The sequence below is a fragment of the Salinicola lusitanus genome, assembly GCF_003206045.1.
Lineage (GTDB): Bacteria > Pseudomonadota > Gammaproteobacteria > Pseudomonadales > Halomonadaceae > Salinicola > Salinicola lusitanus.
Map to the genome: position 1 here is coordinate 563,023 of NZ_PZJM01000003.1, position 15,161 is coordinate 578,183.

The 15,161-nt window shown below is 63.0% G+C and carries 15 protein-coding genes; 6 read left to right on the forward strand and 9 right to left on the reverse strand.

What is annotated here, in order from left to right:
• Nucleotides 1-25: 25 nt before the first annotated feature.
• From DOM45_RS06355 to DOM45_RS06370, 4 genes are all read right to left on the reverse strand, one after another.
• Nucleotides 26-1,348, reverse strand: coding sequence for a TRAP transporter large permease (locus tag DOM45_RS06355; protein WP_110598671.1), 1,323 nt, complete (start codon nucleotides 1,346-1,348; stop codon nucleotides 26-28).
• Nucleotides 1,338-1,910, reverse strand: coding sequence for a TRAP transporter small permease subunit (locus DOM45_RS06360; RefSeq protein ID WP_110598672.1), 573 nt, complete (start codon nucleotides 1,908-1,910; stop codon nucleotides 1,338-1,340). Before DOM45_RS06360 ends, DOM45_RS06355 begins: the two co-directional genes overlap by 11 nt.
• A gap of 83 nt (nucleotides 1,911-1,993) precedes the next feature.
• Nucleotides 1,994-3,085 carry a TRAP transporter substrate-binding protein gene (locus tag DOM45_RS06365; protein ID WP_110598673.1) on the reverse strand — a complete coding sequence of 364 codons (1,092 nt, stop codon included), beginning with the start codon at nucleotides 3,083-3,085 and terminating at the stop codon, nucleotides 1,994-1,996.
• Nucleotides 3,086-3,541: 456 nt separating this feature from the next.
• Nucleotides 3,542-3,997, reverse strand: a complete 456-nt coding sequence (locus tag DOM45_RS06370; RefSeq protein WP_110598674.1) for a hypothetical protein — start codon at nucleotides 3,995-3,997, stop codon at nucleotides 3,542-3,544.
• Nucleotides 3,998-4,096: 99 nt separating this feature from the next.
• Here DOM45_RS06370 and DOM45_RS06375 point away from each other — a divergent pair, with 99 nt between their 5' ends.
• Nucleotides 4,097-4,540 (forward strand): MarR family winged helix-turn-helix transcriptional regulator, encoded by a 444-nt coding sequence (locus tag DOM45_RS06375; RefSeq protein ID WP_110598675.1) that lies wholly within the window; start codon nucleotides 4,097-4,099, stop codon nucleotides 4,538-4,540.
• Nucleotides 4,541-4,642: 102 nt separating this feature from the next.
• On the opposite strand, the gene DOM45_RS06380 is transcribed toward DOM45_RS06375, so the two are convergent.
• A complete protein-coding gene (locus DOM45_RS06380; RefSeq protein WP_110598676.1) occupies nucleotides 4,643-5,185 on the reverse strand; it encodes a DinB family protein in 543 nt (180 codons plus the stop codon).
• A 682-nt stretch (nucleotides 5,186-5,867) separates the two neighbouring features.
• Here DOM45_RS06380 and DOM45_RS06385 point away from each other — a divergent pair.
• Nucleotides 5,868-6,719, forward strand: coding sequence for a transporter substrate-binding domain-containing protein (locus tag DOM45_RS06385; protein ID WP_240612301.1), 852 nt, complete (start codon nucleotides 5,868-5,870; stop codon nucleotides 6,717-6,719).
• 96 nt (nucleotides 6,720-6,815) lie between these two features.
• Here DOM45_RS06385 and DOM45_RS06390 read toward each other — a convergent pair whose 3' ends face one another.
• The 3 genes from DOM45_RS06390 to dbpA all read right to left on the reverse strand — a co-directional run bounded on the left by DOM45_RS06390 (nucleotide 6,816) and on the right by dbpA (nucleotide 10,222).
• Nucleotides 6,816-7,823 carry a zinc-dependent alcohol dehydrogenase family protein gene (locus DOM45_RS06390; protein WP_110598677.1) on the reverse strand — a complete coding sequence of 336 codons (1,008 nt, stop codon included), beginning with the start codon at nucleotides 7,821-7,823 and terminating at the stop codon, nucleotides 6,816-6,818.
• 138 nt (nucleotides 7,824-7,961) lie between these two features.
• Complete coding sequence (locus DOM45_RS06395; RefSeq protein WP_110598678.1) at nucleotides 7,962-8,822, reverse strand: PA4780 family RIO1-like protein kinase; 861 nt, start codon at nucleotides 8,820-8,822, stop codon at nucleotides 7,962-7,964.
• A gap of 32 nt (nucleotides 8,823-8,854) precedes the next feature.
• The gene (dbpA, locus tag DOM45_RS06400) at nucleotides 8,855-10,222 is read right to left on the reverse strand and encodes an ATP-dependent RNA helicase DbpA (protein WP_240612319.1); all 1,368 of its coding nucleotides are present in this window, start codon (nucleotides 10,220-10,222) and stop codon (nucleotides 8,855-8,857) included.
• Nucleotides 10,223-10,532: 310 nt separating this feature from the next.
• Here dbpA and DOM45_RS06405 point away from each other — a divergent pair, with 310 nt between their 5' ends.
• On the forward strand, nucleotides 10,533-11,261 hold the full coding sequence (locus DOM45_RS06405) for a YebC/PmpR family DNA-binding transcriptional regulator (protein WP_110598680.1): 729 nt from the start codon (nucleotides 10,533-10,535) through the stop codon (nucleotides 11,259-11,261).
• Nucleotides 11,262-11,357: 96 nt separating this feature from the next.
• Here the strand turns inward: DOM45_RS06405 and DOM45_RS06410 are convergent, their stop codons facing one another.
• A complete protein-coding gene (locus tag DOM45_RS06410; protein WP_110598681.1) occupies nucleotides 11,358-11,948 on the reverse strand; it encodes a BPSL1445 family SYLF domain-containing lipoprotein in 591 nt (196 codons plus the stop codon).
• 239 nt (nucleotides 11,949-12,187) lie between these two features.
• Here DOM45_RS06410 and DOM45_RS06415 point away from each other — a divergent pair, with 239 nt between their 5' ends.
• From DOM45_RS06415 to DOM45_RS06425, 3 genes are all read left to right on the forward strand, one after another.
• Nucleotides 12,188-13,189, forward strand: a complete 1,002-nt coding sequence (locus tag DOM45_RS06415; protein WP_110598682.1) for an ABC transporter ATP-binding protein — start codon at nucleotides 12,188-12,190, stop codon at nucleotides 13,187-13,189.
• Nucleotides 13,186-13,947 carry an ABC transporter permease gene (locus DOM45_RS06420; protein ID WP_110598683.1) on the forward strand — a complete coding sequence of 254 codons (762 nt, stop codon included), beginning with the start codon at nucleotides 13,186-13,188 and terminating at the stop codon, nucleotides 13,945-13,947. Before DOM45_RS06415 ends, DOM45_RS06420 begins: the two co-directional genes overlap by 4 nt.
• 83 nt (nucleotides 13,948-14,030) lie before the next feature.
• A complete protein-coding gene (locus tag DOM45_RS06425) occupies nucleotides 14,031-15,062 on the forward strand; it encodes a nucleoid-associated protein (protein WP_110598684.1) in 1,032 nt (343 codons plus the stop codon).
• The last annotated feature ends 99 nt before the right edge of the window (nucleotides 15,063-15,161 follow it).

Genomic DNA, 15,161 nt, shown 5'->3' on the forward strand with positions numbered 1-15,161 from the left:
GCCACTGGGCACCCGCCCTGGCGGATCACCAGCCGATCGCCTTGGGCAGCCAGGTGACCAGCGCAGGCATCAGGCATAGCAGCGCCAACGTCAGGAACTGGATGCCGATGTACGGCAGCACGCCGACATAGATATCCCGCGTGGAGATCTCTGGTGGCGCCACCCCCTTGAGGTAGAACAGCGACCATCCGAACGGCGGGGTCAGAAACGAGGTCTGCAGGTTCATCGCCACCAGAATGCAGAGCCAGGCGAGATCGACCCCCTGGGCCTGAAAATAGGGCAGCAGCAGCGGCATCACGATGTAGGAGATCTCGATCCAGTCGAGAAAGAATCCCAGCAGGAAGACCAGCGCCATCATGAACAGAATACCGCCCCAGACCCCACCGGGCAGAAACTCGAACAGCGAATCGATCAGTCGATCGCCGCCCAGCCCCCGGAACGCCAGGCTGAAGACCTGCGCAGCGATCAGCACGAACAGCGTCATGCCGGTGATCTTGAAAGTCGAGATGACGGTGTCGCTCATCACTCTCCGAGTCAATCGACCGGTGCAGGCCACCAGCACGATGGCACCGATCGCGCCGACTGACGCCGCCTCCGTGGGCGCCGCCACACCCCCGATGATCGACCCGAGCACCAGCACGATCAGCACCAGCGGTGGCGCGACCACCTTGGCCAGATCGATCATCAGCGTGCGGTTGTCGACCGTCGCGCGTTCAGCGGCATCGATCGGCGGCATCGTGTCCGGCTTCAGCTTGGCCATGATCACCAGATAGAGCACGTAGAGTCCGGACAGCAGCAGCCCCGGGATCAAGGCGCCCGCGAACAGCGTGCCGACGGACTCGCCGGAGATGTCCGCAAGTACGATCAGCACCAGGCTGGGTGGAATGATCTGACCGAGGGTGCCGGCCGCACAGATCGTGCCGCAGGCCAGCGCCTTGTTGTACTGGCGCGCCAGCAGCGTCGGCAGGCTGATCAACCCGACGGTGACGACGGTAGCCGCCACGATGCCGGTGGAAGCCCCCATCAGCACGCCGACGATGATGATGGCAACCGTCATGCCGCCCGGGCGCGCACCGGCGACATGGCCGATGACATCGAGCATGCGCTCGGCCAGCCGCGACTTCTCCAGCATCACGCCCATGAATACGAACAGCGGAATGGCGAGCAAGGTGTAGTTGGTGACGACCCCATAGACACGCAGCGGCAGGAGCCCGAACAGCGAGGTCCCGAAACCGAACACCCCGAACACGATACCGCTGGCGGCCAGGGCAAACGGCACCGGGATGCCGATCAGCAACAAGGCAAAGAGCGCCAGCACCATGCCGACGGCCATCATCTCAAGCCCCATCACGCACCTCCGGCGAGTGTCCCGCCATCAGCGTGATCAGGTCGAGCAGGCCCCGCACGAGGCCCTGCCATGCCACCAGGGCAAAGCCGAGCGGCACGAAGGCCTTGATCACGTAGCGAGCCGGTAGCCCACCGGGATCGGGAGAGCCTTCATTTAACGACCAGGACTGATAGACAAAATCCAGGCACATCCAGGCCAGGAACAGCATGCTCGGCACGACGATCAGCAGCGAGATGATGATGTCGAGAACCTGCCGGGCACGCGGGCTGTAGTACTGATAGAAAATATCGACCCGCACGTGCTCGTTCTGCTGGAAGGTGTAAGAGGCGCTGATCATCGCGATGACCGCCAGTAGATGCCACTGCAGCTCCTGCTCGGCCACGGACCCCACGTGCCAGACGTAGCGGAACAGCACATCGCCAGCCACCATCAGCACCAGCGCTAGCGTCAGCCATGCCGTGGCGCGACCCAGCCGCTCCATGCCGCGATCCAGACCGCGCAGGCAACGGACCAGGCCGAGCGCGAACGGCTGGCTGCCGCGATCGGTTTCCATCGTAGTCATGACGTCAATATCCCCTGGACAACGAGAGAGCGAGCCCCGGCCGACGCTCGGCCAGAGACTCGCCGAAGCGGATGATTCCCGGCTCAGAGATCGAGGTTGAGAACGACCTTCTCGCTGACATCCAGCCAGGATTTCGCCGTCTTCATGAAGTCGAAGTAGGCGGTATTGACCTTGGCGACCATGGGGTCCTTGGCGGCCTCTGCCGACAGGGTATCCATGGTCACTTCGCGCAGTCTGGGCAAGACGCCGTCGGGTAGCTGGCGTACCGTCACGCCCTGATTCTGGGTCAGGTCATTGAGCGCTTCGGAGTTGTTGGCATTGCACCAGGCGAAGCTGATCTCGTTGCAGGCAGCAGCGCAGTTCTGCACGACGGCCTTGAGGTCGTCCGGCAACTGCTCCCAGGCGCTGGCATTGATCAGCAGCTCCGACACGTTGGAGGGCTCGTGCCAACCGGGGGTGTAGTAGTTGCTGGCGGCATTTTGCAGGCCCAACTGCCGGTCGAGATAGGGGCCGACGAATTCGGCGGCATCGATGACACCACGCTCCAGTGCCGGGAAGATCTCACCACCGGGCAACACCTTGACATTGACGCCCAACTGCTCGTAGACCTTCGCCGACAGGCCGGCGATGCGCATGCGCAACCCTTTGAAGCTGTCGATGTTCTCGAGCGGCTTCTTGAACCAGCCGGTCATCTGCATGCCGGTATTGCCGACCGGCAACGCCTTGAGCCCGAAGTCGGCATAGACCTCGTCCCACAGTGCCTGCCCGCCGCCGTGGTAGAGCCAGGCGTTGACCATCATGACGTCCATGCCAAAGGGGACGGCGGTGAAATATTGCGCGGCGAAAGAGCGCCCCGACCAGAAGAACGAGTTCCCCCAGTTCATCTGCACGGTGCCACTGCGTACCGCATCGAAACCGCCCAACGCCGGCACCAGCTCACCGGCCGGGAAGAAGTCGATCTTCATTCGGCCACCGGATGCCGCTTCGACCCGCTTGGCAAAATCGCTGGCCGATCCCGGCCCGGCGGAATAGAAAGGCGCCCCTGCGGGATAGGCGCCGGTCATGCGCCAGTGAACTTGCTGCGCCTGCGCACCGCGCGCAACCATCGGCGCCGCGGCCAGGCCCACCAGCGCTCCGGCACCCGTCTTGATGAAATCCCGTCGTTTGTAGGTCATTGCACTGTGCTCTCCGCCGAAAGGTTGTTCGCATCACACTCGTGACGTCCTGAACAACCCATGGCAAGCGCCGTGCCAATATGTCGAAAAACCACTCATCCCATTGATTTTTATATTTAATTCGTTATCGATCCGGACTCTCGATCAACCCCATCCCGCCTCTGTCGACGCACCACAGCAGCGCCGGGTTTCAAGGCATGAAATGGACAATCGGCGAAAGAAAAGACGTCTTGCTTGCGTATGTCAGAATCCCTGATCGCTGCACGGAAAAATCCGCTGGGTCGGAGCCCCGAATCGGTAGCACTTGTAAAGCTGGCATCAAAATGACCAGCGCTCTCCATTTCAGTGCAGTTTTCACACGCCCTACCCGTCGGCAGGCCACTACCCCAAGTCGCGTACTGGGTCCCCATACTGATCACGGCTAGCTGAAGCGGTCGCGCCCGTTGGAAAGCAGCGCTAGCGGTTAGCCAACGTTGAGCGTCTAAACCTACCGCTCATCTTGAAACCGTCTCGCATGTTCATGCCCATCAAGACGAGATTGGTCGCACCGGCCAGCAATTCCGCGCCTTGCACCAGGTAGAAAGCGGTATCGAAAGCGCCAGCGGATGCCCAGCGATCGAGAAACACGGCGCAGGGAATGAGCACCAATAAGCCATTGATGGCAATAAAGGGCATTCTCATCTTCTTGCGTCGTACGAGCTTCCCACTTCTGGATTTCGCCAAGGCAAAACCGCTACCGCCGGTCAAGGCAATGGCGGGCACCAGCACCCACAAGCCTGGCCACACGACGAGGCTTTTGACGGTCGCGATGGATGCTGCCGTGCCGAACAGCTCGACGAGAACCGTCGCGGAGAAGAACGTGGCAATGCACAAGATGGCGAGGGTGGCTGCCAGCCGATGGAGCATGAGCATTCTGGTTTCCTCCGGGAGGAGCGATTGGTAACATGTTGTCATCATGCGAGTGGCAACCAAGGTTGTCAACATGTTGTCAAACTGCCGGAGGAATCGCCGATGAGCGACGCTCAGAAAGGCCCGGTGTTCACCGAGATTGTTCTCGAAGTCTTCAAGCTCGGCGGGCTCCTCGTCAGTGAGGGCGACCGCATGGGGGCGGAATATGGCATCACCAGTGCCCGATGGAAGATCCTGGGTGCCCTTTCCCTGGCGGGTGAACCGCAAACCGTGCCGCAGATCGCCAGAAGCATGGGGCTGACACGGCAAGCCGTACAGCGCCTCGTGGATGCCATGCAGGAGGATGACCTTCTGTTATTCCAAGACAATCCGGGGCATAAGCGCGCAAGACTGATCAGCCTCTCGGACCTCGGAAAAACGGTCTATTCGAAGCTGTATGAAAAGCAGTCGGGCTGGGCCAAGACATGCTCGGCAGGCATCACCCAGGCGGAACTCGAGACCACACTGTCTGTGCTCGAGCGCATCTCCGGCGCGATTGACCGCTGACGACGCTTCAGGTGACGGCCTAGCGATCAAAAATAACGCGCAGCCTTGCGGCGATCTTGGGGTCGTGCAGCGCTGGAAATATCGCCCGACCAACGCGGCGGGTCATACCTCAATGTCATTCGGAATCAGAGCCAGCAGATCAGTGACGCCAACATCCTTGCCGGCCTGTGACAACAAGGTAGATGCCTGGCCGCGATGGTGGGTTTGATGATTGAAAAAATGAAGAACCAGGCTCGAATACCGCTTGTGGAAAGTCATCCCCTGGCTATTGCGATAGGTGAGGACGATATCCAGATCATCGTCAGACAAACCGGCTATCCAACCGATGATCTTCTGGTCCAACCAAACCCGGCGCTCAGACAGACGCTCGATATCGTCGAAGAGAATCTGATCCAGGCCGGTCGGATGCGCCAGGTCAACCACCTCGCGCAGCGAGGTCAGGCAGGCGGGATGCTCGGCAAACCGCTTGAGCCAGATAGTGTCGGCAACGAGGATATGGTTCAGGGTTCCCAGAATGGAATCGAAAAAGGCGCCTCGATCCATGGCTAGATCGTTGGCAGAGAGGAGACTCGCAGCTTCATAAACCTTCGAGTTCATCCACTGATTGTAGGAAGCCAGCAACCCAAAGTGATCTTTCAGAGTCATCACAGATTCTACTCAAATAGAGCTGCCGGGTAGGAGAGCATCGGAATTGCCTGCTTCCCTGGCGCATCTGACGGAAAGAGGTCTGCTGCAGTGGCCCATCGCAGAATACGAAGTATGCGCTAGCTGCGCCTGCGCTGGATAGGCTTTGCCGGTGTCCGCAGACCGCTGGGGCGTAGCTCGAGCGAGGCATTCTGCGGCGCTATCCCCCCTACCTGTGCATGCAGTGATGGCGGGCTGCCATCCCTGCGGTAGTCCCTTGCGTGTGAAGCTGGGCCATAGGGCGATATTGAGTGCGGTCTTTGTCTGACAGTCACGTCGAGAACAACGCCAACCGAAGCGGGCGCCATCCACCCACCATCTTTTGTGATGTGAATCTACGCCAAGCCCCTTGGTCATACGTTTTGAGTGCAATCTCCGCCCTATCGACAACGTGTTGTATTGACGGGATATTCCGAAGATTGCTTCGAAGAGCATGCGGCGTCTCGGATCGACCTGTCACCAGACCTGAGCATCCGGCAGGTGGTGGCGCCGCTGGATGACTCGCAGAACATATCTGGGTCGACGCCCGCCTTCCCATCGCGGGCGGCTTGCGGCACGCTATTCGGGTAGGGCCATCCGCTGCCCCGCACTATCAACAATCGCTCGGCACCGATAACAACCTCACAACTTCAAGGATCTTTCCGTGACACCACGTTGCTTCGCGACTCGTGAGCTGGCCTGTCTGACGCTGCCCGCCGTTGCCCTGTTCACCGCGCTACCGTTCATCGCCTCGCCGGCCAACGCCGCCACCCAGGCCGAGACACCACAGCACGTGCGAATCGCCGTCGACGTGCCCTATCCGCCGTTCGAATACCGCAATGCTGCCGGTGAGCTGGAGGGGTTCGAGATCGATCTGGGCAACATTCTGTGCCAGCGCGCCAAGCTCGACTGCGAATGGGTGGTGCAGGGCTGGGACGGCATCATCCCCGGCCTGCTCTCGCGCAAGTACGACGCCATCATGTCGTCGATGCGGATCACCCCGGCGCGGGAGCGCCAGGTGCTGTTCACGCGCCCCTATGCGATGTCGCCCAAGGTGTGGGTCGCCCGCCGCGGCGAGACGATCGATCTCGACGACCCCGCCTCGCTGAAGGGATTGTCGGTCGGCGTGCAGCGCGGCACCACCCAGGACAGCTACATCACCCAGCAATACGCGGACACGCTCGACATTCAGCGCTACGCCACCGCGGCCGATGTGGCGCTGGACCTGGAGTCGCAGCGGCTCGATCTGGCTTTCCTCAACTATCCGGTGGCGCTGGATTCACTGGAGATCGGCGATCCCGACAGCCAGTTCGTCCAGGTGGGCCCGCGCATCGACCGGCCGGAGTCGATCTTCGGCAAGGGCAACGCCATCGCCGTGCGCCCTCGCGACCAGGATCTGGCCGACATCTTCAACCAGGCGCTGGATGGCGTTTACGCGGACGGCACGTTCGAAACCCTGATGCACCAGTATTTCGACTACGACCTGCGCCCCGCTTCCCGCAAGACGGATAGCTGACAGCGATCGGAAGGTGTGAAAAAGCGCCGCCGGACANNTGTCCGGCGGCGCTTGCGGGCTGCCCTCGGGGTCCGCGCTAGCGGTTGGCGCTAACGATCAGAACTCAAGGCAGATCTTGCCGAAGTGCTTGCCGGACTCCTGGTGGCGGAAGGCATCGGCGATTCGGTCGAGCGAGAACGAACTGTCGATGACCGGTTTGAGTCCGGTGATCTCGAGGGCGCGGATCATCTCGATCTGATGACGACGGCTGCCCACGATCAGCCCCTGCAGCCTGGCCTGCTTCGCCATCAGCTTGGAGGTGGGAATATCGCCGCCGCGACCGGTCAGGACACCGATCAGCGAGATGTGGCCGGCAATGGCCACGGCGTCGATGGATTGCGGCAAGGTGCCCGGTCCGCCGACTTCGATGACGTGATCGGCACCGCGGCCGCCGGTCAGCGCCTGGACTTTCTTGCCCCATTCCGGCTCTTCGCGGTAGTTGATGGTGTGATCGGCACCCAGCGCCTTGAGCCGGGCGATCTTCTCCTCGGTGGACGAGGTCGAGATGACCCTCGCCCCCATCGCCTTGGCCAGCTGCAACGCGAAGATCGAGACACCGCCGGTCCCCAGCGTGAGCACGGTATCGCCGGCCTTGAGGCCGCCGTCGACCACCAATGCGCGCCAGGCGGTGAGGCCGGCCGTGGTCAGCGTGGCCGCTTCGGCGTGGGTATACCCCTGGGGCGCATGGGTGAACCAGTGGGCGGGGCGTACCACCTGCTCGCGGGCGTAGCCATCGACGCCGTCCCCCGGCACCGTCTTGAAGTCGGCCACACGCGCCGGTCCATCGAGCCAGTGGGGGAAGAAGGTCGAGACGACATGGTCGCCGGTGACGAACTCCGTGACGCCCTTGCCGACGGCCTCGACGACGCCCGCGCCGTCGGCCATGGGGATTCGACCTTCCTCGGTCGGGGATTTTCCGCTGGCGACGACATAGTCGTGGAAGTTGAGCGAACTGGCGTGAAGGCGGACGCGGATTTCTCCCGGGCCCGGCTCTCCCGGCCCTTCGACCTCGTGCAGCTTGAGCTGGTCCAGGCCGCCGGGAGACTTGAGATTGATGACTTGCATGGGGCACTCCTTGAACGCGACGACCTCGAAGGATCGCCTGATGGTGTGCTCAGAGTGTAGACGCTCCCCTCCCGCACCGATCAAGCCGTGCCGACGACGCCCCGCTTTTTGCCGGCATGACAGCTGCCTCGTCGCCCACTACCACGCCGGCTCGTCGTCATCCTGCTCCCGCGCCTGGCGCTCCGCCGCTTCTTCGCGGGCGGCGTCGATGACCTGCATGACATCGCTGACATCGACGAGCGTCGCATCCGGCACGAACCGCCCGGTGAGCCGAACCTCGGGGTGGAGCTCTCCAGCCTCGTAGAGCGCCCAGATCTCCTTGCCGTAGTCGGTCTTCAGCAGTGCCGGTTCGAAGCGACCGAAGTAGCCGCGCAGATTGTCGACGTCGCGCACCAGCATCCAGGGCGCGTTGTTGTTGCCCGCCGCATCCACCGCCTGGGGCAGGTCGATGATCACCGGCCCTTCGGCACCGACCAGAATGTTGAACTCGGACAGGTCGCCGTGGATCAGCCCCGCGCACAGCATCTGGACGACCTCGCCGATCAGGCGCTGGTGATACTCGAGCGCCAGCTCCGGCGTCAATTCGACGTCATCGAGACGTGGCGCAACGTCGCCATCGGCATCGACGATCATCTCCATCAGCAGCACGCCGTCGACGAAGCCATGAGGCGTCGGTACTCGCACGCCCGCCTCGGCGAGGCGATAGAGCGCGTCGACTTCCGCGTTCAACCAGGCAGACTCCTGCTCGCGCTGGCCGTAGCGGGTCTTCTTCGACATCGCCCGCGCGCGGCGGCTGTTGCGCACCTTGCGGCCCTCCTGGTAGGCCACCGCCTGCTTGAAGCTGCGCTGCTTGGCTTCCTTGAACACCTTGGCACAGCGCAGCTCGTCACCGCAGCGAACCACGAAAACCTGGGCCTCCTTGCCACTCATCAGTTGACTGACGACCTCGTCCACCAGGCCATCCTCGACCAACGGCTGCAATCGCTTGGGTACTTTCATGCTTTCGCTATCCTCACAGGTCCTCGCTATCCTCAGCGTCCGATTCGGCGCACCCGACAGCTGCGCCCTTTCAGTTTACCGGCGCTCAACGTCGTCAGCGCCTGCTTGGCGATACCGCGCTCGACCGCGACATAAGCGCTGCGATCGAGCACCTTGATCTTGCCCACCTGGTCGCCTTCGATGGCGTCGTCACCGTTGGTCAAGGCCCCCAGCACGTCACCCGGGCGGATCTTCTGCTTCTTGCCGGCGTCGATCTGGAGCGTCGCCATGCGCGGTTGAAACGGTTGCTGTCCGGCGCCGGCACGGCCAGGCAACGGCTCCACCGGCAGTCGTTCCCCCAGGAACGCCTCGAGACGTTCGAGTCGATAGGCCTCCTTCTCGGTCAACAGCGTGCAGGCCACGCCGCTCGCGCCGGCACGCCCCGTTCGACCGATCCGATGCACGTGCACCTCCAGTTCACGGGCAATCTGGTAGTTGAATACCGCATCCAGGGCGTCGATATCCAATCCGCGTGCCGCCACGTCGGTCGCGACCAGCACCGAGAGACTCTTGTTGGCGAACCGAATCAGCGTCTGGTCGCGATCGCGCTGCTCGAGATCGCCGTGCAGCGCCTCGGCGCTGAATCCCATGGCGGCCAGTTCGTCCGCCACCGCCTGGGTCTCGCGCTTGGTGTTGCAGAACACCACGCTGGATTCCGGCCGGTAGTGCAGCAGCAGCTGGCGCAGGGCCGCGAGACGGGCCGGCTCGTCGGCGACCTGATGGAAATGCTGGTGAATGCTCTGCTCGTCGTGGGTCGAGGCCACTTCCACCGTCACCGGCTCCCGCAGCATGCGTTCGGCCACCGGCCGCACGCTGTCACCATAGGTGGCACTGAACAGCAGCGTCTGGCGTGTCGCCGGCGTGGCCGCGACGATGGCATCGAGGGCGGCCTGAAATCCCATGTCGAGCATGCGGTCGGCCTCATCCAGCACCAGCACGCCGAGCGCGGACAGGTCCAGCGAGCCCTTGCGCAGATGCTCTTCGATGCGACCCGGCGTGCCGACGACGACGTGCGCCCCATGGGAGAGCGAATTCAGTTGCGGACCCAGCGGCGCGCCGCCGCAGAGCGAGAGAATCTTCACGTTGGCCAGCATGCGGGCCAGCCGGCGCAGCTCCTCGGCGACCTGATCGGCCAGCTCGCGGGTCGGGCAGAGCACCAGCGCCTGGACCTGGAACCGGGCGACCTCGAGTGCCGACAGCAGGCCGAGCCCGAACGCCGCGGTCTTGCCCGAACCGGTCTTGCCCTGGCCGATCACGTCCCTGCCGTCCAGGATCGGCGGCAGGCTGGCGGCCTGGATCGGGGTCATCGTCAGATAGCCCAGCGAGGCGAGATTGTCCTGCAGCGCCGGCGGCAGCGGCAGCGACGAGAACGGCTCGAGCGGCTGCGCCGAGGATGACCGTTCCTCGCCGCGGCGCGTCTCGTGGTGGTCGGTATCGGGCACGGCAGGCGCTCCTGGTCGAGATGAAGGGATCGATGCAGTCAACCGGCGGACGCCTCGGTCTCGCCATGTCATGCTCGGGCGCGGCAGAATAACAGAGCACGGCGAGATTGACGCTGTCTCGTCGCCCGGGGGCGGTCAATTGGTGCGGAAAAGGCCAAATAATCCTGCAACATCGGCGCGATGTTGCGTAAAATCTCGCCCGTCGTTGACAACCTGATAGGTAGTGACAATGGGTAGGGCCTTCCAGAATCGCAAGGAATCCATGGCCAAAACGGCCGATGCCAAGACCAAGGTCTACAGCAAGTATGGTCGCGAAATCTATGTCTGCGCCAAGTCCGGTGGCACCGACCCCTCCGGCAACCTGACGCTGCGCGGGCTGATCGACAAGGCCAAGAAGGACCAGGTCCCCTCGCACGTGATCGACAAGGCGATCGACAAGGCCAAGGGCAGCGGTGGCGAGGACTTCTCGGCGGCACGCTACGAAGGCTTCGGTCCCGGCAACTGCATGGTGATCGTCGAGTGCCTGACCGACAACCCGAACCGGACCTTCGGCGACGTGCGCGGCTGCTTCACCAAGACCAAGAGCAAGATCGGCACCCAGGGCACGGTCAGCCACATGTTCGACCACTGCGCGATCTTCGCCTTCGCCGGAGACGACGAGGAGGCCGTGCTCGAGGCGCTGATGGAGGCCGATGTCGACGTGACCGACATCGAGAGCGAGGAGGGTCGCATCACCGTCTTCGCGCCGCACACCGACTACGCCAAGGCCAAGCAGGCACTGCTCGACGCCTTCGGCGAACTCGAGTTCGAGGCCGACGAGATCCAGTTCCTGCCGCAGACCCATACGCCGGTCGAGGGCGATGACGTGGCGATGTTCGAGAAGTTCATCGACATGCTGAACGATCTCGACGACGTGCAGAACGTCTATCACAACGCCGAGCTGCCCGAGAGCGCCTGAGGCCCTCGCGCCCGCCGTTCTCCCGGCTCGCTGCCAAAAGAAAACCCACCTCACGGTGGGTTTTCTGCGCTGGGCCGGTGAATCACTCGGCTCGCCTCAGGGGCTGACCTTGGAGATCTTGGCGCCGTTGAGCGAAACGCCACCCTGAATGCCCTGGTTGTTCATCACGAACGCCACCACCTCCTTGTTGGCGGTGTTGTTGGTGATCTGGCCGTTGGCACCGATATCCGCCACCGCGACCCCGGCGCTGGCGCCTACCGACCAGCCGTTGTCGCTGCGTACCCGATTGAGCGCCTTCTCGGTCATCAGCATGTAGACGATGGCCTGGGACTGGGCCCCGGCCTGGAAGCCGATCGAGCCGCTGGTGGTGGTGTAGTAACCCGCCTTGGCGCCATCGATCAACAGCGAGCCGTCGCCATGGCTGGCGCCGACGATGAAGCTGGCGCCCAGCACGCCCGGGAACACCAGTACGCCCTTCGCGCGCTCCGCCAGCGAACGAGCCTCCGGCACCGAACGGTAGAGCCGGTCCAGCGTCTGCTGGACGTCCTGGTCGAGCTGCTGGCGCTGGGCGAGGCGGCTCTCCCGGTCGGCGGTCGTCGTCGTGGTACAGGCGGACAACGCCGTACCGCCGAGAATGGCAGCGAACAACACGATGGCAGTGCGATGAAGGAAAGAAGAACGTGGCATGAATGGCCTCCTTGCTGATACGAGCTCGGTCTCTTTTCGACACCGGCCTTATCGATAAGATTTTTTATGTTGCCTGTTCGTTATAGACAACTCTGCGCCATTACGCCCGTTTACGCCCTGGCAGGCCCCCTTTTCACGCTTTTCCGGCCCCATCGGCACGCTCCCGCTCTCCACGGGTCCAGCCGGCGCGCTTTTTCGCCTACAATGATGGCCCCTCACGTCACGATGTATCGCCTTTCATGAATCACGAGACGCCCACAGCGCCAGCGCACCAGGCCAAAGCCGACTCCCCCGCCGACCGGCCGGCGCCGGTGATCGCCATCTCCGGTCTCTCCAAGCGCTACGACTCCGGTTTCGAAGCGTTGAAGCAGATCGACCTGGAGATCCAGCGCGGCGAGATATTTGCGCTGCTAGGTCCCAACGGGGCCGGCAAGACCACCCTGATCAGCATCATCTGCGGGCTGGTCAATGCCACCGGCGGCAGCGTCGTGATCGACGGTCACGACAGCGTCACCGACTACCGCGCGGCCCGCGCCAAGATCGGCCTGGTGCCCCAGGAACTGACCAGCGATGCCTTCGAGACGGTCTGGAACACGGTGCGTTTCAGTCGCGGCCTGTTCGGCAAGCCGCCCAAGGACAGCCATATCGAGCAGGTGCTCAAGGCGTTGTCGCTCTGGGACAAGCGCAAGAACAAGCTGATCACGCTCTCCGGCGGCATGAAGCGCCGCGTCCTGATCGCCAAGGCCCTGGCGCACGAGCCGGAGATCCTGTTCCTCGACGAGCCCACCGCGGGTGTCGACGTCGGGCTGAGGCGCGACATGTGGGAAGTGGTCAGGGAGCTTCGCAACAGCGGCGTGACCATCATCCTGACCACGCACTACATCGAGGAAGCCGAGGAGATGGCCGATCGGATCGGCGTCATCAATGGCGGCGAGATCGTGCTGGTACGGGAGAAAGCGGCGCTGATGCGCCAGCTCGGCAGCAAGCAGTTGACGCTGCACCTGCAGACGCCGCTGGCCAGCGTGCCGCCCGCGCTGAGCCACCACCCGTTGACGCTGGCCGAGGACGGCAATGTGCTGGTCTACACCTACGATGCCAGCGAGGCCGGCGATAGCGATCACGTCAGCATCAGCGCGCTGATCAACGAGATCGAAGCCGCCGGGATCCGCTTCAAGGACCTGCACACCAAGCAGAGTTCGCTGGAAGATATTTTCGTCAACCTGGTCAGAGAGCGTCCATGAACCTGCAAGCCGTCCGCTCCATCTATACTTTCGAAATGGCCCGTGCCGGGCGCACGCTACTGCAGAGCCTGATCTCCCCGGTCATCTCGACCTCGCTCTACTTCGTCGTGTTCGGCGCCGCCATCGGCTCGCGCATCCAGGAGGTCGAGGGGGTCAGCTATGGCGCCTTCATCGTGCCCGGGCTGATCATGCTGATGCTGCTGACCCAGAGCGTCTCCAACGCCTCCTTCGGCATCTTCTTCCCCAAGTTCACCGGCACCATCTACGAGGTGCTGTCGGCACCGATCTCCTACTTCGAGATCGTGCTCGGCTATGTCGGTGCCGCCGCCTCCAAGTCGGCCATCCTGGGGCTGGTGATACTGGGCACGGCCAACTTCTTCGTCGACCTGCATATCCAGCATCCGTTCATGATGATGCTGTTTCTACTGCTGACCGCCCTCACCTTCAGCCTGCTCGGCTTCATCATCGGGATCTGGGCGGACAGCTTCGAGAAGCTGCAACTGGTGCCGCTGCTGATCATCACGCCATTGACGTTTCTGGGTGGGAGCTTCTATTCGATCGATATGCTGCCGCCGTTCTGGCAGGCGGTGACGCTGGCCAATCCGGTGGTCTATCTGGTCAGCGGCTTCCGCTGGAGCTTCTATGGCATCAGCGACGTCAGCGTGATCGCCAGCCTGGTCATGATCGGCGTCTTCCTGGCCGTCAGCCTGGCCGTCATCAGTTGGATCTTCCGCACCGGCTATCGCCTCCGTCCCTGAGGAGGGCCGGCCAGGACACGTCATCGTCTCTCTCGCGGGCTGCCGGCCGGTGGCCCGCCCTTTCACGCTTCACGAGCCATCTCATGCCGATACTGCAGACCTGCGCCCACCGCGTTGATAAACCGGGCGACGACCAGCCCGCCACGCTGACAAGCGGCGAAGCCATGCGCGACACCGCCACGGCGGAGTCGCTGCTGGCCGCGTTCAACTCGAGCTTTCACGGCAAGCCCAAGGCGTGGGGGCACTTCGTCGAAAGTGAGGCGGAAGATAGCGATGACACCAACGGCGAAACGGCGTCATCGTCGCGTTTCGCCTACGAACTGGCGCGCTATCGACGCGGCGAGGTCAACTTCACCGACTTCACCCGCCAGATCACCGAAAGCCTGACGCCGCTGATCGACGCCCATCTCTCGATCGGTGGCCACTGGTGGTTCGTCCACTCGCGCCAGGGCGAGGCGGAAACCCTGACTATGACACTGCTCCATCAGCGTGACGGCTACGGGTTCGATCCCGATCTCAACATCGTACCCGCCCAGCAGCTCAACCTGGGCCAGTTGATGCTGGCAGCGCGGATCGACCTGACCCAGTGGCAACGGGGAGAGTCACGCCAGTACATCACCTACGTGCAGGATCGGGGCAACAAGAAACTGGTGGAAGCCTTTCGGCAGTGGCTGGGATGTCAGGAGGGCGTCAATGCCGGGGCCGAGACGCGTACCCTGCTCAAGGCGTTCAGCGACTACGTGGAAAACGAGGATCTGCCCGAGGAGGCGAGCCGGGAGAAGACCGACACCCTGATCGACTATGCCAATGCCCAGGCCAAGCGTGGCGAGCCGATCACGCTGGACGAGCTCTCCGAGCTGGTCGACGAGCAGCACCCCAAGGCGTTCTACGACTACATCCGCAATCAGGATTACGGCCTCGCCGCGGAAATTCCGCCAGACAAGCGCACCCTGCAGCAGTTCAAGCGCTTCGCCGGGCGCGCCAGCGGCGTTTCGATCAGCTTCGACTCCCATCTGCTCGGCAACAGCATCGAATACGACGACGAGCGGGATCGGCTGATCATCAAGCAGGTACCCGATCAGTTGAAGGACCAGATCAAGCAGCGCGGTCACTGAGCCGCCCCCTCGCGCGGCGTCCAGGAGACGCCGCCCCCTCTTTCCCTCTTTCCCTCTTTCCCTCTTTCCCTCTTTCCCTCTTTCCCTCGTCCCCGCCTA

Coding starts and splice junctions, on each gene's coding strand:
- DOM45_RS06355 (WP_110598671.1), bottom strand. CDS start 1,348: ATGGGGCTTGAGATGATGGCCGTCGGCATGGTGCTGGCGCTCTTTGCC.
- DOM45_RS06360 (WP_110598672.1), bottom strand. CDS start 1,910: ATGACTACGATGGAAACCGATCGCGGCAGCCAGCCGTTCGCGCTCGGC.
- DOM45_RS06365 (WP_110598673.1), bottom strand. CDS start 3,085: ATGACCTACAAACGACGGGATTTCATCAAGACGGGTGCCGGAGCGCTG.
- DOM45_RS06370 (WP_110598674.1), bottom strand. CDS start 3,997: ATGCTCATGCTCCATCGGCTGGCAGCCACCCTCGCCATCTTGTGCATT.
- DOM45_RS06375 (WP_110598675.1), top strand. CDS start 4,097: ATGAGCGACGCTCAGAAAGGCCCGGTGTTCACCGAGATTGTTCTCGAA.
- DOM45_RS06380 (WP_110598676.1), bottom strand. CDS start 5,185: ATGACTCTGAAAGATCACTTTGGGTTGCTGGCTTCCTACAATCAGTGG.
- DOM45_RS06390 (WP_110598677.1), bottom strand. CDS start 7,823: ATGCAAGTCATCAATCTCAAGTCTCCCGGCGGCCTGGACCAGCTCAAG.
- DOM45_RS06395 (WP_110598678.1), bottom strand. CDS start 8,822: ATGAAAGTACCCAAGCGATTGCAGCCGTTGGTCGAGGATGGCCTGGTG.
- DOM45_RS06405 (WP_110598680.1), top strand. CDS start 10,533: ATGGGTAGGGCCTTCCAGAATCGCAAGGAATCCATGGCCAAAACGGCC.
- DOM45_RS06410 (WP_110598681.1), bottom strand. CDS start 11,948: ATGCCACGTTCTTCTTTCCTTCATCGCACTGCCATCGTGTTGTTCGCT.
- DOM45_RS06415 (WP_110598682.1), top strand. CDS start 12,188: ATGAATCACGAGACGCCCACAGCGCCAGCGCACCAGGCCAAAGCCGAC.
- DOM45_RS06420 (WP_110598683.1), top strand. CDS start 13,186: ATGAACCTGCAAGCCGTCCGCTCCATCTATACTTTCGAAATGGCCCGT.
- DOM45_RS06425 (WP_110598684.1), top strand. CDS start 14,031: ATGCCGATACTGCAGACCTGCGCCCACCGCGTTGATAAACCGGGCGAC.